This window comes from Pseudomonas oleovorans subsp. oleovorans (assembly GCF_002197815.1).
GTDB lineage: Bacteria > Pseudomonadota > Gammaproteobacteria > Pseudomonadales > Pseudomonadaceae > Aquipseudomonas > Aquipseudomonas oleovorans.
On the sequence record NZ_NIUB01000012.1, the window covers coordinates 86,823 to 105,193 of the forward strand.

Here is an 18,371-nt window from a genome sequence, read left to right on the forward strand (position 1 = left end):
GGTGAAACCCGCCACATGCTTGGCGGGTTTCACCCGCCCTACGTTTAAAATCTCGCGACGCCGAAGCTGCTTTTCTTCAACGGTCGCAGGTTGGCTTCGGCGCAGATGTCCAGCAAGAAGCCCAGCAGTTTGCGGGTGTCGCGCGGGTCGATCAGGCCGTCATCCCACAGGCTGGCGGTGCCGTACAGCGCGGTGGACTGGCTGTCGAGCTTCTGTGCGGTCACGGTTTCCAGCATGTCGAGCATTTTCGGATCGGCTTCCTTGCCTTCCTTGGCGTGCTTGTCCTCGGTGACAATGCGCAGCACCTTGCCGGCCTGGGCGCCGCCCATCACGGCGGTGCGGCTGTTGGGCCAGGCGAAGATGAAGCGTGGGTCGAGGCCACGGCCGCACATGGCGTAGTTGCCGGCGCCGTAGGAGCCGCCGACGACGATGGTGAGCTTGGGCACGGTGGCGTTGGCCACGGCCTGGATCATCTTCGAGCCATGCTTGATCACGCCGTTCTGCTCGGACTCCGTGCCGACCATGAAACCAGTGGTGTTGTGGAAGAACAGGATCGGCGTGTTGCTCTGCTCACACAGCTGGATGAACTGCGCCGCCTTGGCCGCGCCCTGCGGGGTGATCGGGCCGTTGTTGCCGATGAAACCGCAGGCCTGGCCTTCGATCTGCAGGTGGCCGCACACGGTCTGGCTGTCGAACTCGTTCTTGAAGTCGAGGAACTCCGAGCCATCGGCGATGCGCGCGATGATCTCGCGTACGTCGTAGGGCTTCTTGGCGTCGACCGGCACTAGGCCGAGCAGCTCCTCAGCCGGGTACAGCGGTTCGCGCCAGGTACGTTTCTCACGAGCGGGCAGTTGTTGGTTCCACGGCAGCATGCCAAGGATCTCGCGCGCCAGGCGTACGCCGTCGGCGTCGTTCTCGGCCAGGTACTCGGCGGTGCCGGCGACCTGGGCGTGCATCTCGGCGCCGCCGAGTTGCTCGTCGGTGGCGATCTCGCCGGTGGCGGCCTTGAGCAGGGGCGGGCCGGCGAGGAACATCTTGGCCTTGCCGCGCACCACCACCACGTAGTCCGACAGGCCCGGCTGGTAAGCTCCGCCAGCAGTGCTGGAGCCATGCACCACGGTGACCTGCGGCAGGCCCATGGCGGACATGCGCGCCTGGTTGGCGAAGCCGCGCGCGCCCTCGACGAAGATGTCGGCGGCGTAGTTGAGGTTGGCGCCGCCGCTCTCGGCCAGGGTCACCACCGGCAGCTTGTTCTCGAAGGCGATCTGCTGCAGGCGCAGCGATTTTTTCAGGCCAGTGGGGGAGATGGTGCCGCCCTTGATCGCGCTGTTGTTGGCGATCACCAGGCAGCGCACGCCAGCGATGTAGCCGATACCGGCGATCAGGCCACCGCCGGCCTGGCTGCCGTCCTTGTCGTCGTGCAGCTTGTAGCCGGCCAGCGAGGACAGCTCTAGAAAGGGCGCGCCGGCATCGAGCAGCAGGTTGATGCGTTCGCGCGGCAGCAATTGGCCGCGCTTCTCGAACTTGGCCTTGGCTTCCTGGGCCTTGTCGAGCACCTTTTGTTCGACGTCGCGGAAGGTCGCGATGGCTGCCAGCATGGCTTCACGGTTCTGCGCGAAGGCTTCGCCATGGACATCGATTTCCGATTGGATCACGGGCATCGCCTTACTCCTGATCTTTCAGTACGTCGGGCAGGTAGGCCCGGTGGAAACCGTTGTAGGAATCGCTGTATTTCGCCTTGCCCAGCGTCCAGGCGCGGGTGCCCTGGCTGGCGGCACCGTCGATACGGATGGTGTTGCCGCTGATGAAGTTGGCGCCAGGGCTGAGCAGGAAGACGATGGCCGCGGCCACCTCGGACTCGCTGCCGATGCGCTGCAGCGGCACGTGATCCTTGAGGTTGCGGATCATGTTCTTCATCGACTCGGGGTAGGTGTCCATGCCGCTGGAGGCGATCCAGCCCGGCGCCACGGCGTTGACCCGCACACCGGCGTGGCCCCACTCGTAGGCGGCGGTCTTGGTGAAGTTCTCCATGCCGGCCCGCGCCGCCCCCGAATGGCCCATGCCAGGCATGCCGCCCCACATATCGGCGAGCATGTTGACGATGCTGCCGCCGTGCTTGCTCATGCTCTGCAGGAAGACTTCCTTGGCCACCAGAAAGCCGCCCACCAGATTGGTGCGCACCACGGTCTCGAAGCCTTTCTGGTTGATGCCAATCAGCGGCGCGGGGAACTGGCCGCCAGCATTGTTCACAAGCTGGTGGATGCACCCGCGTTCCTTGACCACTGCGCCGACCATGGCCTTCACGGCTTCTTCGTCACGGATGTCGCAAACCTGGAAGCTGGCGCTGCCGCCGTCCTCGGTGATCTCGGCGCAGGTCTTCTCCAGCTTTTCCTGCTTGCGCCCGACCAGCACCACATGGGCGCCCAGATGGGCCAGCTCGTGGGCCACGCAGCGGCCAATGCCACTGCCACCGCCGGTGACCAGGATGGTCTGGTCAGCGAACAGGCCAGGTTTGAATACCGAGTCGTATGCCATTGTTGTTTTCCTTGTTGCACCTGCATCGGTTTATGTAGGGGCCAGCTTGCTGGCGATGCTTTTGCGTTGTTGATCGCGAGCAAGCCCGCTCCTACAGGCTGTCGGCCAGCGCCTTGGGCACCGGCACCGGGAATTCCAGCAACTGCTGGGCGAAGGCCTTGCCTTGCGGGTCGATGCGCAGGCTGGCCACGCCGCCACCGCCCAGCGCGTTTTCCAGCAGGAAGTTGAGGCTGTGGCTGCCCGGCAGGTACCAGCGGCTGACGCGGCCGTGCTCGGCGTCCAGGGTATGCGCCATCCACTTGGCCACGGCTTCGGGCGTCAGCGTCGCGGCTATCCACGCCAGGTATTCGGGTTTTCGCGCCATCACGCCGATGTTGCTGTGATTGCCCTTGTCGCCGGAGCGCGCCACGGCCAGGCGGATCAGCGGCACGGCAGTGTCGGCTTCACCCATCGGTACGGGCAGGGCGGCCGGTGCGTGCAGTCGCCCGGGGTCGAAGGCATCGACCTGGGGCAGGGCGACCGGCTGGCGTTCGCCGTCGATTTCGACGCTCAGGGTGCAGGCACTTTTGTCCACCAGGAAGCTGAACAGGCGGATCACCGGGTAGACGGTGGGGCGGCCGCCGACGATGCCGGTCAGGCCCGGCGCCATGCCGGTGGCAGCCTGGGCGATCTCGCGGGAGAAGAGGATCAGCGCCTCCTTCTTGGCATGACGCACGGCGATCTTCATCACCAGCTCGCGGCTGTCCTGGCGCCGAGCGTGGGCACCATAGGTGGCCTCGCTACCCAGCAGCTCGACGCTGACCTCCTGGTAACGGCCCCAGCCACGTTCGGCGAACATCTCTTCGGTCTTGTTGATGATCGCCTGGCTGACCCGCTCGGCCTTGGCCACGGCATCGATACCGGCGAGCACGCAGCTGGCGGTGCAGCGAAAACCGTCCGGGTGGGTGGCGCTGACCTTGTATTGCCCGGTGGGCGGCAGGCCGCGTGCGCCCTGCACCTGCACGCGGTTGTCGCCGACCTGGCTCAGCGCGACCTGGGTGAAATCGCAGACCACATCCGGCAGCAGGTAGGCGCGCGGATCGCCGATCTCGTAGAGCATCTGCTCGCCAACGGTAAAAGGCGTGACCAAGCCGCCGGAACCATCCGGCTTGGTCACGACGAAACGGCCATCGTCCTCGACTTCGACGATGGGAAAGCCGATGTGCTCGTAGTCCGGCACGTCGCGCCAGTCGGTGAAATTGCCACCGGTGCACTGCGCGCCGCACTCGATGATGTGCCCGGCCAGCGCGGCCTGGGCCAGCTTGTCGTAGTCGCTCCAGGCCCAGCCGAATTCGTGCACCAGGGCGGCGCTGACCACCGCGCTGTCGACCACGCGGCCAGTGATGACAATGTCGGCGCCCTGTTCCAGAGCGGCGACGATGCCCGGTGCGCCGAGGTAGGCGTTGACCGACACGCAGAAGGGCGGCAGCGCGGCGCCCGTGAACATCTCGCGAGTGCCGGCCTTGACCAGCTCGCCGAGCTTGGGTTGCAGGTTGTCGCCGTGCAGCACGGCGATCTTCAGGTTCACCCCGGCCTGCTCGCAGGCGGCGCTCAGGGCCGCAGCACAGGCCATCGGATTGACTCCGCCGGCATTGCTGATGACGCGGGTTTTCTTCGCTGCCAGTTCGCCGAGCAGCGGCGTGAGTATTTCGACGAAGTCACGGGCGTAGCCGTCATCCGGCTTCTTCATGCGCGCGCCGGCCATGATCGACATGGTGATCTCGGCCAGGTAGTCGAACACCAGGTAATCCAGTTCGGCGCCGCGAACCAGTTGAGCGGCAGCGGTGGAGGTGTCGCCCCAGAAAGCGGAGGCGCAGCCGATGCGTACGGTTTTGGTCATTGGAATTGGCCCGTCACACATTTGAGAAGGTGAGCTCACACTACCAAGCAAGCGCTTGGTTGAAAAGTGACGAAAGACGACAATTCGGCCAAGAATGCGCCCAAGCGCTTGCTTGGTCAGCTGGCGCCGCATACATTTCATCAAGCAAGACAAGCACTTGCCGGCAGCATGAAGAATTAATCAGAACAATCGCCGAGCAGGGTAATCAGGGGAGAAGTCAGCGTGGACGAACACAGAGCCCAGGCCGTGATGCAGGAACTGGTCGATAGCGGCCAGGTGACCGATCCGGACAGTGCCCGCGGCAAGCTGCTGCAGATGGCTGCCCACCTGTTCCGCAGCAAGGGTTACGAGCGCACGACGGTGCGCGATCTGGCTGCTGCCATCGGTATTCAGTCCGGCAGCATCTTTCACCACTTCAAGAGCAAGGAAGAGATCCTGCGTTCGGTGATGGAGGAAACCATCGTCTACAACACCGCCCTGATGCGCGCTGCACTGGCCGAGGCGCAGGGCACCCGCGAGAGGCTGCTGGCGCTGATCCGCTGCGAGTTGCAGTCGATCATGGGCGGTACCGGCGAGGCCATGGCGGTATTGGTGTACGAGTGGCGTTCCCTTTCGGAGGAGGGCCAGGCGCAGGTACTGGCCTTGCGTGATACCTACGAGCAGATCTGGCTGGCGGTACTGGGCGAGGCGCGCGAGGCCGGATACTTCAAGGGCGACCCGTTCATTCAGCGGCGTTTTCTCACCGGTGCGCTGAGCTGGACCAATACCTGGTTCCGCTCGCAGGGACCAATGACGCTGGATCAGCTGGCCGAAGAAGCGTTGTCATTGGTGTGTAAGGAAGCCTGAGCGAATTCGGCTAGGATAGGAGCAACTGCCGGTTTTCGGCTCGAACACGGACGCTGGGGTGTTCCCGCATTGTGATCCGTGACGAGAGGTCGAGTTTGCGCGCACTAGCCTTTTGCCTGTTGTGCTGTCTTGCGCTGTTGCATGTACCTGCTGCCCTTGCCCTGCAGGAGGTGCGTGTCGGTGGTTATCACTTCCCGCCATACCTGGACAAACCCGAATCACCTTATCCGCAAGGTTTGGTGCCCGAGTTGTTGCGCGCGCTCAATGCGGCGCAGCAGCAATACCGTTTCGTTCTGGTGCCGACCTCGGCAACCCGCCGTTACCGCGACCTCGAGAGCGGACGCTTCGATCTGATGTTCTTCGAGTCCACTCGCTGGGGTTGGCAGGGCACGTCATACCTGGTCTTGGGGCTGGATATCGATGATGCGGAAGTCTATGTCGCCGCGGCGGAGCCGGGGCGTGGGCAAGACTATTTCGAGGATTTCAACGACAAGCGCATGGCGCTCTACAACGGCTATCACTATGGTTTTGCCAGTTTCGATGCCGACCCTGATTATCTCGCACGCGCGTTCAATGCGCTGTTGACCTATTCCCACGATAGCAACCTGCGCATGCTGCTGGCGCGGCGCGTCGATATCGCCGTGGTGACGCGCTCGTACCTGGAGCTGTTTCTGGATCGGCATCCGGAAATGCTGCCCGAGTTGCTGGTTTCCGATCGGCTGGATCAACTCTGTCACCATCAGGTGCTGCTGCGGCCCAAGGGGCCGCTGAGCCCGGCTGAAGTTGCCGAGTTGTTGAACCGGCTGCAGGCCAGTGGAGAACTATCGAAGCTACTTGGGCGCTATCGTCTGACATTGGGCAACAAAGTGTCAGTGCGGTGAAAATCCATCTGGTCGGTCAGGAGAGACTGGAGTAGTGTGCAGCACACTGAGAGAAGGAATTTTTTGGGGACTCGAGATGCGGCATGCGCGGTGCAGGGTTCATGGATGTTTGGGTGCCTTGTGTCTCTTGCTAGTGGATTCTCTCTATGCGGCCGACGTGGTCAAGGTCGGTGGCGCGCACTTCCCCCCCTATGTGATCAAGTCCAACCTGCACGACTCGAGTGGCTTGCTACCGCAACTGCTCGAAGCGCTCAACCGAGAGCAGAGCGAATACCACTTCACCATGTTGCCCACCGCCATCGTGCGTCGTTTCAGTGACCTGCAGCGCGGGCGTATCGACATGGCGATTTTCGAGAATCCGCAATGGGGATGGCAGGACATCGACGCTGAAGCTGTCGATATGAGGCTGGAAGATGCTGAGTTGTTCGTCGCCAGGAACGAGGCGCTGCGCGACCAGAGTTACTTCGAACAGCTCGAAGGCAAGCGCCTGGCGCTTTATCGCGGTTATCACTACGGATTTGCCCAGTTCAACAGCGATCCGGAGTTCCTGACCAGCACCTTCAATGCCAACCTCGGTCACTCCCACGACAGCAACCTGCTGATGGTGATACGCGGGCGCGCCGATGTCGCATTGGTCTCTCGCTCCAATCTCTATGACTTCCTTGAGCGCAATCGCGATTATGCACGCCAGTTACTGATCTCCGAGCGTGTCGATCAGATCTATCGTCATCATGCGATGATTCGTGCCGGCGCGCCGATAACTCCCGAACGCTTCGCTGCCTTGCTCGAGCAGTTGCGGGAGAAGGGCGAGTTGCAGCGCATCTTCTCGCCTTACCGCATTGCCGTCATGCAAGACGTAACGGATAGCTCAGCAACAGAATATGCAGCAGATTGACCGCTGTGTGCAGCGCGATGGCCAGGCTCAGGCGGCCGCTGTAGTGAAAGGCCAGGCCATAACCGAGGCCAGCGCAGGTCGCCACCACGGCAAATAGCGCGCTGAAAGGCAGATGGGCCGCGCCGAACAAGCCGGCCGTCAACAGCAAGCCGGGCCAGATGCCCAGGCGCTTGATCAGGGCGGTCTGTAGCAGGCCGCGAAAGAGCAATTCCTCCGCCAGCACCGCCACGCAGAGATTGACCGCCAGCCACAACAGCAGACCCTGCGGCCATTTGGGTTGCCAGGCGACCAGGCCCAGTGCCATGGCCAGCAGCGGCACCAGCAGCAGGGTGGCGATGCACGTCAGCCAGGCATTTTTCAGCGAAAGCACGGGTCTGCGTGGCTGCCCCAGCCACCAGGCGAGCAGGGCGCTGCCCAGCAGCAGTTTGTCCCAGGACAGGCGCAGGCCATAGGGCGCCGCATCAGCACTGATGAGACGTGGCTGCCACAGTTGCCAAGGGCTGAAACCGGGTAGGAGGTGCGCCGCCAGGGCGATTGCGCCAAGCAGAATCAGAGGTAGCCATAGCCAGCTTGGCAGATGCGATCGTCCGGCCAGCAGGACGATGACGAATACGCCGCCCAGCAGCAGGCCGACGGGTTGGATGAAACCCAGGCCGGTGCCCAGGGCCAGGATCAGAGCGGGGAGCAGCAAGCGCAGATGCAGGGGCATGGCACCTCTCCTGGAGAAGGCGCGCAGTCTAGCAGGCTGCGTTGCGGGCAGTCTTGGCGTTACCTGACAGGACGAGTGCGTTTAGCGCTGACGCTCGCGCGCGTCCTTGGCTTCCTGCTCGATGGCGCGTTTACGCATGCGTTCGAGCTGATCTTCGCTCAGGGGCATTTTCTTGGCACTGCTGCGCAGCACCAGCAGGCTACCGATCACTGAGCCAAACACCAGAACCAGTAGCAGCCAGACGTACCAGGGCATGATGACTCCTCATGGGGCAATAGAGTTATCACCATAACCCGCGTGCCGGGTCTTGTCAGTCGGCCTGTAGCGCCACCGGCTGCAGGTTGCTGTCGTCCTTGAGCTGCACGCCACTCAGTTGCAGGCGCAGCGCCTGGCGCGCCAGGTAGTCGAGTCTGTGTGCTGCCAGCTGGTAAGGCAGCCCCTCGGGACGTACGTTGGAGATGCAGTTGCGCGCGCTGTCCCGGCAGCCCACCCGCGGTGCGTAGGTCAGATACAGGCCGAGGCTGTCCGACGAGGTCAGACCAGGGCGCTCGCCGATCATCACGATCACCAGGCGTGCACGCAGCGCTTCGCCGATGCCGTCGCCAATCGCCACGCGGCCCTGTTCGGCAAGCACCACCGGGGTGTTGGCCCAGTCGGTGTCAAAGCGTTCGCGAAAAGCTTGCAACAGCGGCAGGGCATGGCGCTGCACGGCGACGGCCGACAAGCCATCGGCCAGCACGATGGCGATTTCCGGTGCGGGCAGTTCGTGTTGCAGCTGCACACGGCAGTCGCCGTGCAGGTGTCGGCCGTGATCCGGGCGCAGCAGGTAGGTTTGCCGGTCGTCGGCGTTGCTGCGTACTTTCAGGGTGCGAAAGCCTGCCGTATGCAACTGATGCTTGAGTTCGCCGAAGTCCAGCGGACGATGCACGGCATCGCGCGCCTGGGCATGGGCCAGGCCGAACTTGAGCACCTCGCGGGTGGGCAGGCTGCAGCCGACGCGGCCGAGCGCTATGCGTGCCGAGGTATGTGCGGGCAGTTCGTCCCAGGGATTTTGCTGAATCAGATCATTGGCCATCACGCGGCTCCCGATATGTGCGGCAGTTGCTTGAGCAGGTGGTGGCCACGGCCGACAGCGCGCTGCCCTGGCCGGTTTTATCGCCGAGGGTGCCGCGACCGAGCGACAGCGTGGCTTCGTGGGCTTCGCGAAGGATTGCCAGGGATACGCCGAAGCCGGCGTTGGTGGCTTCGGTGCCGGCGATGGAGTGGAACACCAGGTCGATCGGCGCGCCGGCCTCGATGGCCTGGATCTGCGTGGTGACGTGGGGGAGCACGCAGCTCTGCAGGGGGATTTCGAAGTGTTGCCGCCGCCCATCATCTGCCACAGGCGCATCAGCGTCGGCAGCGAATCGCTGGCCGGGTTGATACCGACCGTGGCGTCGCCGGATCCATACAGCAGGCCGTCGAGCATGCTGGCGGCGATGCCGCGCACGTCGTCGGTGGGGTGATTGGGCTGCAGGCGCACGACCAGGTGGCCGGGCAGGCCCAGGGTGTTGCGAAAGCGGCTGATCACCTGGCATTTGCGCGCCACCAGATCAGGTCCTGATTGCGCATCAGCTTGCTCACGGCGGCAACCATCTCCGGCGTCAGCCCGGCGGCTACGGCCGCCAGGCGCGCGCTGTCGGTCTTCTCCAGCAGCAGCCAGTCGCGCAGGTCGCCAACCGTGAGGTGGTTGATCGGGGCAAATGCAGTGGCATCGTGGCGGTCGATGATCAGGCGGGTGACTTCATCCTGTTCGTAGGGAATCAGTGCCTCGTCGAGAAAGCGTTTGAGCGGCACCTCGACCAGGGCCAGCTTGGCCGCCATGCGCTCTCCGTAGGTAGCGGCGGCCAGCCCTGCCAGATAATCGCCGGAGCGCGCCGGGCTGGCCTTGGCCAACAGCGTCTTGAGGTCGGCGAAGCGGTAGAACAGGCTGCCGATGGTGGTTTGGTAGGGCATGGCTGCAACCCGTTGCAGAGAGGATGTGCTTACCGTGCAGTGCTCATGCCAGAGGCCTGACCGCTGACCAACCGTCTGCACCTGGATACCGGATCGGACGAATGAAATAGGTGCAGTGGCAGTGTGGGTGCACCGCTCTGGCGCGCAGTCGCGCGATGCCTGTTACATGATGGCAACCGCAATACGGATGCCGAATTTCCGATGGCAGTAGGTGATTGGCAGCTGAATGGCCGCTAGACCGATTTTATTCGGGCTACCGATCTGCCTGTGGGAGGAGTTTTAACCGCGACCAGTGCCAGGATGCTTTGCGCTACAATGCGCGGCGTTTTTATCCTGTTCGAGACCCGCCATGCCTGTCTGCCAAACCCCGATCATCGTCGCCCTCGACTTTCCCTGCCGTGATGCTGCTCTGGCGCTGGCCGATCAGCTCGATCCGGCGCTGTGTCGGGTCAAGGTCGGCAAGGAGCTGTTCACCCGTAGCGGCCCACAAGTGGTCGAGGCGTTGCGGGCCAAGGGTTTCGAGCTGTTCCTCGATCTGAAATTCCACGACATCCCCAACACCACGGCGATGGCGGTCAAGGCCGCTGCGGAACTGGGCGTGTGGATGGTCAATGTGCATTGCTCTGGCGGCCTGGGCATGATGGCGGCCTGTCGTAACGAGCTGGACAAGCTGGCAGGCGCCAAGCCGCTGCTGATCGGCGTAACGGTGCTGACCAGCATGGAGCAGCAGGATCTGGCCGGCATCGGCCTGGACGTACCGCCACAGGAGCAGGTACTGCGCCTGGCCGGTCTGGCTGCCGATGCCGGGCTCGATGGCCTGGTCTGCTCGGCGCAGGAAGCGCAGGCGCTGAAGGTCGCGCAGCCGCGCCTGCAACTGGTGACCCCGGGTATTCGTCCCGCCGGCAGCAGTGCCGATGACCAGAAGCGCATTCTCACCCCACGCCAGGCACTGGAGGCCGGCTCCGATTATCTGGTGATCGGCCGCCCGATCAGCCAGGCTGCCGATCCGGCGCAGGCGCTGGCTGCCGTAGTAGCCGAGCTGCGCGCCTGAGCCCTGTAGCCCGGATGAAATCCGGGGCGGTCTGGCATGCCGTCCGATCTGTCCCGGATTTCATCCGGGCTACCCGCTGATCGCGGCACCGCGCTGGTGGAGTCGTCATCAGCGCCCTGCATGACCCAGCACTCCAGAGTCTGATAGTACTGCTCTGCGCGCGGCCGCCTGGCTAGACTCCTCGCCAATTCAACAAGAATCGCTGCGAGGAAGCAGACATGAGCATGACGTTCTCCGGCCAGGTCGCCCTGGTCACCGGTGCTGCAGCCGGTATTGGCCGTGCCACCGCCCAGGCCTTCGCTGCCGAAGGGCTCAAGGTGGTGGTTTCCGATGTCGACGTGGCCGGTGGCGAGGGCACTGTCGAGCTGATTCGTGCGGCCGGCGGCGAGGCCTGCTTCGTGCGTTGCGACGTGACCCGCGATGCCGAAGTCAAGGCGCTGATGGACGCCACCGTGGCGCAGTACGGCCGCCTGGACTATGCCTTCAACAACGCCGGTATCGAGATCGAACAGGGCAAGTTGGCCGACGGTAGCGAAGCCGAGTTCGACGCCATCATGGGCGTCAACGTCAAGGGTGTGTGGCTGTGTATGAAGCACCAGATCCCCTTGCTGCTGGCCCAGGGCGGTGGTGCCATCGTCAACACCGCCTCGGTGGCCGGGCTGGGTGCCGCACCGAAGATGAGCATCTACGCTGCCTCCAAGCATGCGGTGATCGGCCTGACCAAATCGGCGGCGATCGAGTACGCCAAGAAGAAGGTGCGGGTAAACGCGGTTTGCCCGGCGGTGATCGACACCGACATGTTCCGCCGCGCCTATGAGGCGGATCCGAAGAAGGCGGAGTTCGCCGCCGCCATGCACCCGGTCGGGCGCATCGGCAAGGTCGAGGAGATCGCGGCTGCCGTGCTCTATCTGTGCAGCGACCACGCGGCATTCACCACGGGTCAGGCATTGGCCGTGGATGGCGGGGCCACAGCAATATAAAGGCTCTAGGGTCTGTTGCCGTTTCGACGCGAGCCGCGTTGCTGCGCCAAATTGCGCCACGCGAGGCGCGGGATGCAGGTAATGGTCGTTCCCTTGCCAAATCCCGCAACGACGCATGGCGCAATTTGCCGCGCAACCCGAAGGGACGGGCCAGTTTTTGCGTGGTACGTCGTTACTCGACGGCTCATTTGGGCGACCAAACTTCGCGTCTCGCGCCTAGCCCCACGCAAAAACTGGCTCCGTCGCGGCCGTGCGCGAAACGGCAACAGACCCTAGCCCGGTCGTCTGCACGTTGGCTAAGGTTGGCTCGCAGGGCCACTGCCAGCAGTGGCCCTGACTCAGCACAATCCTGCCAGGTTCAACTGGAGCGATAACAATAATGACCGCCGATCCCTTGCTGACGTTTTTCCTTCCCGCTGCGCTGGGCATCATCATGCTCGGGCTTGGCCTGTCACTGAGCCTGGGCGATTTCGCCCGCGTGGCCAAATTTCCCAAACCGGTATTGATCGGTCTGGCTTGCCAACTGCTGTTGCTGCCGCTGGCGTGCTTCTTCCTGGCCAAAGCGTTCGGCCTGGCGCCGGCGCTGGCCGTAGGCCTGATGCTGCTGGCAGCCTCGCCGGGCGGAACTACGGCCAACCTCTACAGCCACCTGGCCCATGGCGACGTGGCGTTGAACATCACCCTCACCGCGGTCAATTCGGTGATCGCGATTCTGACCATGCCGCTGATCGTCAACCTGTCGCTGGCCTACTTCATGTCCGCCGATCAGGCTATCCCGCTGCAGTTCGCCAAGGTGGTGCAGGTATTCGCGATCGTTCTTGGTCCGGTGGCCATCGGCATGTGGCTGCGCAGTCGTTTTCCGGGCTTTGCCGAGCGCATGCAGAAGCCGGTTAAGATCATCTCGGCGCTGTTCCTGCTGCTGATCATCCTGCTGGCGGTGGCCAAGGACTGGCGCACCTTTGTCGATTACGCGCCTGCGGTGGGCGGCGCGGCGCTGGCCTTCAACCTGCTGAGCATGGCGGTGGGCTACTGCGTGCCCAGGCTGCTCAAGCTCAATCTGCGTCAGGCCATCGCCATCGCCATGGAGATCGGCATCCACAACGGCACCCTGGCCATCGCCCTGGCGCTGAGCCCGGCGCTGCTGAACAACCCGACCATGGCCATTCCGGCAGCCATCTACAGTCTGATCATGTTCATCACCGCAGCGCTGTTCGGGTTGTGGGTCAACCGTATGCACGGCGCCGAGCTGGCTCACGAAACGGTGGCTGAACAGTAGGGTGCGCCATGCGCACCGCTTGAACACGCTGTTATCCAGTGGTGCGCACGGTGCACCCTGCCGCTCGTAGCCCGGATTGCATCGGAGTTAGCGCTTGCCCCAGTTCAGCACGGCCAGGGTCAGCAGGCCGGCGACGATGCCCCAGAACGCCGAGCCTACGCCGGCCAGGGTCATGCCCGAGGCGGTGACCAGGAAGGTGATCAGCGCTGCTTCGCGTTCATTGGGTTCGCTCATGGCCTGGGTCAGGCCGCCGATGATCGAGGCGAACAAGGCCAGTGCGGCGATGGACAGGATCAACGCCGCTGGCAGCGCCGCGAACAGCGAGGCCAGGGTGGCGCCGAAGATGCCGGCGATGGCGTAGAACACTCCGCACCAGACCGCCGCCGTGTAGCGCTTGCGCGGGTCTTCATGGGCTTCCGGCCCGGCGCAGATGGCGGCGCTGATGGCGGCCATGTGAATGCCGTGACTGCCGAACGGCGCCATCAGGATCGACACCAGGCCGGTACTGGTCAGCAGCGGCGAGGCTGGTACGTCATAGCCATTGGCGCGCAGCACCGCCATGCCCGTCAGGTTCTGCGAGGCCATGGCGACGATGAACAGTGGGATGCCGATGCTGATGGCGGCGGCCAGCGAGAAGCTAGGTGTGGTCCATTCAGGCGTGGCCAGTTGCAACTGGAAATCGCTGAAGTCCAGCAGGCCTAAGACCGCTGCCAGCACGCTGCCGACGATCAGCGCAGACAGCACCGAGTAACGCGGCCACAGGCGCTTGCCGAGCAGGTAGGCAAGCAGCATGGCGATCACCAGAAAGGGCTGTTGCTCGGCTGCCACGCATATTTCCAGGCCGATCTTGAACAGCACACCGGCCAGCAGCGCGGCGGCGATGGAGGCGGGGATGCGCCGTATCAGACGGTCGAAGGTGCCGGTCAGGCCGATCAGCACGATCAGCCCTGAGGCCAGGATGTAGGCGCCAATAGCCTCGCCATAGGAGACCTGCGGCAGACTGGTGATCAGCAGCGCAGCGCCAGGGGTGGACCAGGCGATCATCACCGGCGCGCGATAACGCAGCGAGAGCACGATGCAGCACAGCGCCATGCCGATCGACAGCGCCCAGATCCACGAGGAAATCTGCCCGCTGCTCAGGCCGGCGGCCTGGCCGGCCTGGAACATCAGCACCAGCGAGCTGGTGTAGCCGGTGAGCATGGCGATGAAGCCGGCGACCACGGCCGAGGTGGAGGTGTCCGCCAGTGGGCGCAGACGAGTGGGGGCGGCGTCTTGCATCAGAACATTCCAGTGTCGACGATGATGGGGTAGAGCGAGGCGACCAGCAGCAGCGCCATGCCGATATTGAAGGCGCGCAGCGCGCGCGGGTTGTCCAACCACTTGCGCAGCATACTGCCGGCGACGGTCCACAATCCCACGCTGGGGCAGTTGACCAGGGCAAAAAGGGCGGCGATCAACAGCACGTTGCTGAAGAAGCCATCCTGCGGCGTATAGGTAGTGATAGCGCCGATGGCCATGATCCACGCCTTGGGGTTTACCCACTGGAAAGCAGCCGCCTGGAGAAAGGTAAACGGCTTGGCCTCGGGATTCTCACGGCTTTGCGGCGCGCCGGACTGGGCGATCTTCCACGCGAGATAAAGCAGATACGCGGCGCCGACATAGCGCAGTACGTCATGCAGCACCGGCAGACGTTGGAACACCTGGCCTAGGCCCAGGCCCACGGCAGCCACCAGCAGCATGAAGCCCAGGCTGATGCCGAGCATGTGCGGAATGCTGCGGCGCACGCCGAAGTTCACCCCGGAGGCGAGCAACATCATATTGTTGGGGCCGGGCGTCACCGAGGTGACGAAAGCGAAGGCGATGAAGGCGAGCAGCAGTTCGGTGGACATGATCGTTCTCCGGTGACTGGCAAAGCCTATTGCGCGGCTGCCGTGGCGTCGCGGTACAGCCACCGCTGGGTTGAACCGTACAGTCTGGCCAAGCGCTGCCTGGATGGTTAGCCTCGGCTTTTTGCCGAACAAGGATAAAGGTGATGCAACCAGACAATCCCTACAGTGCGCCGCAGGTGGAGTTGCTCGACAGCGCGGGCGTACAGTCGTTGCCAGGTTGGAGCGCCAGGCAACTGCAGGTGCTGGGCTGGCTGGCGCTGGTCTCGGTGGTAGCCAACGCGCTGGTGGTCGGGCTTGCATTTGCCGGGGGCCTGCTGGAGGCGGATGAAGCTGAACTGCTGTTTACCTACACCGGTTGGCTTAGCCTGGCGCTGGCGTTACTCGGCTGCTACCTGCTGCTGCGCTTCAAAGCCTTTGCCGAAGCCCGTTTTTTTGCGCGCAACCTCAGCGTACCGATCTGGTTGCTGCTTGCGGTGACGCTGCTGCTGGAGGCAGTGGACATGCTTTTCGGTGACCAACTGTTCGCCGGATTGGACTGGCAGACCATCGGCTATGTGGCGCTGTTGTGTCTTATGGGCATATGCACCACCTGGCTGGGGATACGGTTGCTCAAGCTGCAAAGTCCCTATCCGGCGCTGAAAGTGATGGCCTGGCTCGATATCGTCGGCGGACTGATGCTGGCCAGCGTGCTGTTGATGCTGGTGGCGTTGCTGCCGTTGCTTGGGGCCGGCGTGGCGCTGATGCTGGTGTTCTTCAAGGGCGCTGCCGAGTTGCAGGGGGTTGCGCAGTGACTGCGTCCAAACGGCAAGAGCCGCCTGGTCATCACCGCGCGGGCAGCGCTACAGACCTGTAGGAGCCGGCTTGCCGGCGATGCTTTGCCTCTGTGAGGCTGGTGCTCGCCGAGACGCTTGATCGCCAGCAAGCTGGCTCCTACACAGTCATTTTTCTACGATTGACTGACAGGCATTAGCCCTTCGGGTGGTCACCATTTGTAGTCGAGGCTGGCCGTGACTCGGCGTGGGTCGCCGGCGTAGCAGTAGAAACCATCGCAGGTGGCCAGGTATTCCTTGTCGAACAGGTTGTTGGCGTTGAGCGATACGCTGGCGCCACGCAGGCTGGCGTCGATCTGGCCAAGATCGTAGCGCACTGCCGCGTCGTAGACGGTATAGGCGCTGCTGTGGCCGTCGGAAGGATCACGTACGAAGCCCATGCTACCGACAGAGATGTTGTCGGTGGAACCGACGAAGCGGGCGCCAAAGCCGACGCCGAAGCCCGCCAGCACACCCTGACTCCAGTCATAGTCGGCCCAGATCGACGCCTGATGCTCGGGGATCAGTGGCAGGGCGCGGTTCTTGTCGCGCGTGTCACCGACCTCGGTCATCTTGCTGTTGGTGTAGCTGTAGGAGGCGGTCAGGCTGAGGTTCTCGGTGATATTGCCGGTGGCTTCCAGCTCCAGGCCGCGGACTTCTACCTCGCTGACCGGCTCGGTGGCGCCGGCGATGTTGGTGGTCACGATGTTCTGCCGCGTGAGGTCATAGACAGCGGCGGTGAACAGCATGTCGCTACCCGGCGGTTGATACTTGATACCCAGTTCGTACTGCTTGCCGGTGCTGGGTTTGAACGCCGCGCCGCCGTTGCCGCCCGCTTCGGCCTGGAAGGATTCAGCGTAGGACACATAGGGCGTGAAACCGGAGTCGAACACGTAGCTCAGCGCCGCATTGCCGCTGAACTGGCTGTCGCGACGGCTGTCCTTGGCATCGTTGGCGTTGTGGAACACCGAATCGGTGTCCAGACGGTCCCATCGGCCGCCCAGGGTCAGGCGCCAGGCGTCGAGTGCCATCTGGTCTTGCAGATAGAGGCCGGTGTTTCTGCGTTTCTGGCTGTAGTTCTGGAGATCGCTATAGGTAACGCCACTGAAGTCTTGGCCGTAGCGTGGGTTGTTAATGTTGCTCGGAGGAACGTTGATTCCAATGATGTTCCAGTTATTGTCATAAAGGTAGGAACCACCGAACTGCCAGCGGTAATCAGTATTCACTCGTAGGTAGTCGAGGCCCAGCAGCAGGGTGTGCCCGATTGCACCGGTGTTGAAATCGGCCTGGAAGTTGTTGTCCACGGCGAAGTGGCTGATGTTTTCATCATAGATATTAGCGCCACGATCAACTGTGCCGTCGGGCGCTACAGAGAATGCTGTACCACCGGCCGTGATGATCTGGTTATCCAGTTCTAGCTTGCTGTAGCGCAGATTCTGATTGAACTGCCAGGTATCGTTGATGCGGTGCTCGAAGGCATAACCCAGTGCATAGAAGGTCTTGTCGTAGAACTCCCAGTCAGGGTCGCCAAGGTTCTTGTTGTAGTCGACCTTGCCGGCTGGGGGGCTCAATTTGGTGCCTTGCAGTGGCAGGAACTGGCTGGTGCCGCCGGTATCGTCACGGTTGAACTGGCCGAGGAAGGTCAGTTTGCTGTCGTCGGCAATATTCCAGGTCAGGCTGGGTGCCAGGTTGAAACGCTGGTCGTCCATATGCTCGATAACGGTGCCACTGTCACGCCCGGTACCGCTGAAACGGTAGAGAAAGCGACCTTCATCGTCGATCCTGCCGGTGCTGTCGAAGCTGATCTGCTTGTGGTTGTAGTTACCGACTTGCACCTGCACTTCATGGCTGCTTTCGGCCTGCGGACGGCGGCTGACGGCATCCACCAGGCCGCCGGGCGGGGTCTGGCCATACACTGCCGAGGCCGGGCCGCGCAGCACGGCGACGCGCTCCAAGTTCCAGGTTTCCAGTTTGGGCATGGCGTAGCTGCCCTTGGGCAGTGGCAGGCCGTCGAGCATCTGGATCGGTTCGAAACCGCGGATCTTCATCCAGTCGGCGCGGCTGTCGCTGCCGTAGCTGCTGGCGATGACACCCGGCATATAGCGCACGGCGTCATCGAGGTTCTGCACCTTGCGGTCCTGCATCTGCTCGCGGGTGGCGACGGAGATCGAGCGTGGGGTTTCCAGCAGCGGCGTGTCGGTCTTGGTGCCGGTCGCGGTGCGGTTGGCCAGGTAACCACGGGTTGGGCCCCAGGCGGTCTCGGCGGCCTGTTCGCTGGCGGTCACGGTCACATCCGGCAGTGCCATCGCTGCTTCTGCCGCAGGGGCCAGGCTGTAGGCGCCGCCGTTGCCGCCTTGCAGCTGCAGGCCGGTGCCACGCAGCGCCTGATTGAGGGCTTCGATGGCTTCGTAGTCGCCGTTGACCGGTGCCGAGTTCTTGCCCGCGGTCAGGGCCGGGTCGATGCTCAGGGTCACGCCGGCCTGGCTGGCGATCTGGTTGAGCGTGGTCGCCAGAGGGCCGGCGGGCAGTTGGTAAACCTCAGCGTGGGCCAGCCCGGTATGGCCGGCAAAGGCAATGGTCAGGGCCAGCAGCGTGTGGCGGAACGGGGCAGGGCGGAAGGACATTG

The 18,371-nt window shown here is 63.4% G+C and carries 16 protein-coding genes and 1 pseudogene; 7 read left to right on the top strand and 10 right to left on the bottom strand.

Annotated elements, in window-relative coordinates:
- Positions 1-44 precede the first annotated feature (44 nt).
- The 3 genes from atuC to PSOLE_RS09490 form a co-directional block, all read right to left on the bottom strand.
- Complete coding sequence (gene atuC, locus PSOLE_RS09480) at positions 45-1,661, bottom strand: geranyl-CoA carboxylase subunit beta (protein ID WP_074859577.1); 1,617 nt, start codon at positions 1,659-1,661, stop codon at positions 45-47.
- Between the two features lie 4 nt (positions 1,662-1,665).
- Entirely contained in the window at positions 1,666-2,535 is an 870-nt protein-coding gene (locus PSOLE_RS09485; protein ID WP_074859575.1) for an SDR family oxidoreductase, read from the bottom strand.
- Positions 2,536-2,626: 91 nt separating this feature from the next.
- Positions 2,627-4,414 (bottom strand): acyclic terpene utilization AtuA family protein, encoded by a 1,788-nt coding sequence (locus tag PSOLE_RS09490; protein ID WP_074859572.1) that lies wholly within the window; start codon positions 4,412-4,414, stop codon positions 2,627-2,629.
- Positions 4,415-4,636: 222 nt separating this feature from the next.
- Between PSOLE_RS09490 and PSOLE_RS09495 the strand changes: the two genes are divergently transcribed.
- The 3 genes from PSOLE_RS09495 to PSOLE_RS09505 all read left to right on the top strand — a co-directional run bounded on the left by PSOLE_RS09495 (position 4,637) and on the right by PSOLE_RS09505 (position 7,036).
- Positions 4,637-5,260: a TetR/AcrR family transcriptional regulator gene (locus PSOLE_RS09495; protein WP_003461000.1), complete on the top strand. Its 624-nt coding sequence runs from the start codon at positions 4,637-4,639 to the stop codon at positions 5,258-5,260.
- A 95-nt stretch (positions 5,261-5,355) separates the two neighbouring features.
- A complete protein-coding gene (locus PSOLE_RS09500; protein ID WP_039964703.1) occupies positions 5,356-6,141 on the top strand; it encodes a substrate-binding periplasmic protein in 786 nt (261 codons plus the stop codon).
- Between the two features lie 76 nt (positions 6,142-6,217).
- Entirely contained in the window at positions 6,218-7,036 is an 819-nt protein-coding gene (locus tag PSOLE_RS09505) for a substrate-binding periplasmic protein (protein WP_003461003.1), read from the top strand.
- Here PSOLE_RS09505 and PSOLE_RS09510 read toward each other — a convergent pair.
- The 4 genes and pseudogenes from PSOLE_RS09510 to eutB form a co-directional block, all read right to left on the bottom strand.
- Positions 6,987-7,745, bottom strand: coding sequence for a CPBP family intramembrane glutamic endopeptidase (locus tag PSOLE_RS09510; protein ID WP_003461004.1), 759 nt, complete (start codon positions 7,743-7,745; stop codon positions 6,987-6,989). The two genes, PSOLE_RS09505 and PSOLE_RS09510, sit on opposite strands and share 50 nt — an antisense overlap.
- A gap of 81 nt (positions 7,746-7,826) precedes the next feature.
- Entirely contained in the window at positions 7,827-8,000 is a 174-nt protein-coding gene (locus PSOLE_RS09515) for a DUF2897 family protein (protein ID WP_003461005.1), read from the bottom strand.
- 55 nt (positions 8,001-8,055) lie between these two features.
- Complete coding sequence (eutC, locus tag PSOLE_RS09520) at positions 8,056-8,820, bottom strand: ethanolamine ammonia-lyase subunit EutC (RefSeq protein ID WP_074859569.1); 765 nt, start codon at positions 8,818-8,820, stop codon at positions 8,056-8,058.
- Between the two features lie 43 nt (positions 8,821-8,863).
- Positions 8,864-9,740, bottom strand: a pseudogene (gene eutB, locus PSOLE_RS09525) (ethanolamine ammonia-lyase subunit EutB); the annotation flags it as partial.
- Positions 9,741-10,089: 349 nt separating this feature from the next.
- On the opposite strand from eutB, the gene pyrF reads away from it, so the two are divergent.
- The 3 genes from pyrF to PSOLE_RS09540 all read left to right on the top strand — a co-directional run bounded on the left by pyrF (position 10,090) and on the right by PSOLE_RS09540 (position 13,047).
- On the top strand, positions 10,090-10,791 hold the full coding sequence (pyrF, locus tag PSOLE_RS09530) for an orotidine-5'-phosphate decarboxylase (protein WP_074859565.1): 702 nt from the start codon (positions 10,090-10,092) through the stop codon (positions 10,789-10,791).
- A gap of 218 nt (positions 10,792-11,009) precedes the next feature.
- Complete coding sequence (locus PSOLE_RS09535; protein WP_074859562.1) at positions 11,010-11,771, top strand: SDR family oxidoreductase; 762 nt, start codon at positions 11,010-11,012, stop codon at positions 11,769-11,771.
- A gap of 379 nt (positions 11,772-12,150) precedes the next feature.
- Positions 12,151-13,047, top strand: a complete 897-nt coding sequence (locus PSOLE_RS09540) for a bile acid:sodium symporter family protein (RefSeq protein ID WP_074859559.1) — start codon at positions 12,151-12,153, stop codon at positions 13,045-13,047.
- Positions 13,048-13,134: 87 nt separating this feature from the next.
- Here PSOLE_RS09540 and PSOLE_RS09545 read toward each other — a convergent pair whose 3' ends face one another.
- On the bottom strand, positions 13,135-14,325 hold the full coding sequence (locus tag PSOLE_RS09545; protein WP_074859557.1) for a benzoate/H(+) symporter BenE family transporter: 1,191 nt from the start codon (positions 14,323-14,325) through the stop codon (positions 13,135-13,137).
- Positions 14,325-14,936: a LysE family translocator gene (locus tag PSOLE_RS09550; RefSeq protein ID WP_039964706.1), complete on the bottom strand. Its 612-nt coding sequence runs from the start codon at positions 14,934-14,936 to the stop codon at positions 14,325-14,327. Before PSOLE_RS09550 ends, PSOLE_RS09545 begins: the two co-directional genes overlap by 1 nt.
- Positions 14,937-15,079: 143 nt before the next feature.
- Here PSOLE_RS09550 and PSOLE_RS09555 point away from each other — a divergent pair, with 143 nt between their 5' ends.
- Positions 15,080-15,727 carry a hypothetical protein gene (locus PSOLE_RS09555; RefSeq protein WP_003461036.1) on the top strand — a complete coding sequence of 216 codons (648 nt, stop codon included), beginning with the start codon at positions 15,080-15,082 and terminating at the stop codon, positions 15,725-15,727.
- Between the two features lie 191 nt (positions 15,728-15,918).
- On the opposite strand, the gene PSOLE_RS09560 is transcribed toward PSOLE_RS09555, so the two are convergent.
- Positions 15,919-18,369, bottom strand: coding sequence for a TonB-dependent siderophore receptor (locus PSOLE_RS09560; RefSeq protein WP_074859554.1), 2,451 nt, complete (start codon positions 18,367-18,369; stop codon positions 15,919-15,921).
- Positions 18,370-18,371 lie beyond the last annotated feature (2 nt).

Bases quoted from the DNA above. Each gene is read 5' to 3' on its own strand.
- atuC (WP_074859577.1), bottom strand. From the start codon at position 1,661: ATGCCCGTGATCCAATCGGAAATCGATGTCCATGGCGAAGCCTTCGCG.
- PSOLE_RS09485 (WP_074859575.1), bottom strand. From the start codon at position 2,535: ATGGCATACGACTCGGTATTCAAACCTGGCCTGTTCGCTGACCAGACC.
- PSOLE_RS09490 (WP_074859572.1), bottom strand. From the start codon at position 4,414: ATGACCAAAACCGTACGCATCGGCTGCGCCTCCGCTTTCTGGGGCGAC.
- PSOLE_RS09505 (WP_003461003.1), top strand. From the start codon at position 6,218: ATGCGGCATGCGCGGTGCAGGGTTCATGGATGTTTGGGTGCCTTGTGT.
- PSOLE_RS09510 (WP_003461004.1), bottom strand. From the start codon at position 7,745: ATGCCCCTGCATCTGCGCTTGCTGCTCCCCGCTCTGATCCTGGCCCTG.
- PSOLE_RS09515 (WP_003461005.1), bottom strand. From the start codon at position 8,000: ATGCCCTGGTACGTCTGGCTGCTACTGGTTCTGGTGTTTGGCTCAGTG.
- eutC (WP_074859569.1), bottom strand. From the start codon at position 8,820: ATGGCCAATGATCTGATTCAGCAAAATCCCTGGGACGAACTGCCCGCA.
- pyrF (WP_074859565.1), top strand. From the start codon at position 10,090: ATGCCTGTCTGCCAAACCCCGATCATCGTCGCCCTCGACTTTCCCTGC.
- PSOLE_RS09535 (WP_074859562.1), top strand. From the start codon at position 11,010: ATGAGCATGACGTTCTCCGGCCAGGTCGCCCTGGTCACCGGTGCTGCA.
- PSOLE_RS09540 (WP_074859559.1), top strand. From the start codon at position 12,151: ATGACCGCCGATCCCTTGCTGACGTTTTTCCTTCCCGCTGCGCTGGGC.
- PSOLE_RS09545 (WP_074859557.1), bottom strand. From the start codon at position 14,325: ATGCAAGACGCCGCCCCCACTCGTCTGCGCCCACTGGCGGACACCTCC.
- PSOLE_RS09550 (WP_039964706.1), bottom strand. From the start codon at position 14,936: ATGTCCACCGAACTGCTGCTCGCCTTCATCGCCTTCGCTTTCGTCACC.
- PSOLE_RS09555 (WP_003461036.1), top strand. From the start codon at position 15,080: ATGCAACCAGACAATCCCTACAGTGCGCCGCAGGTGGAGTTGCTCGAC.
- PSOLE_RS09560 (WP_074859554.1), bottom strand. From the start codon at position 18,369: ATGTCCTTCCGCCCTGCCCCGTTCCGCCACACGCTGCTGGCCCTGACC.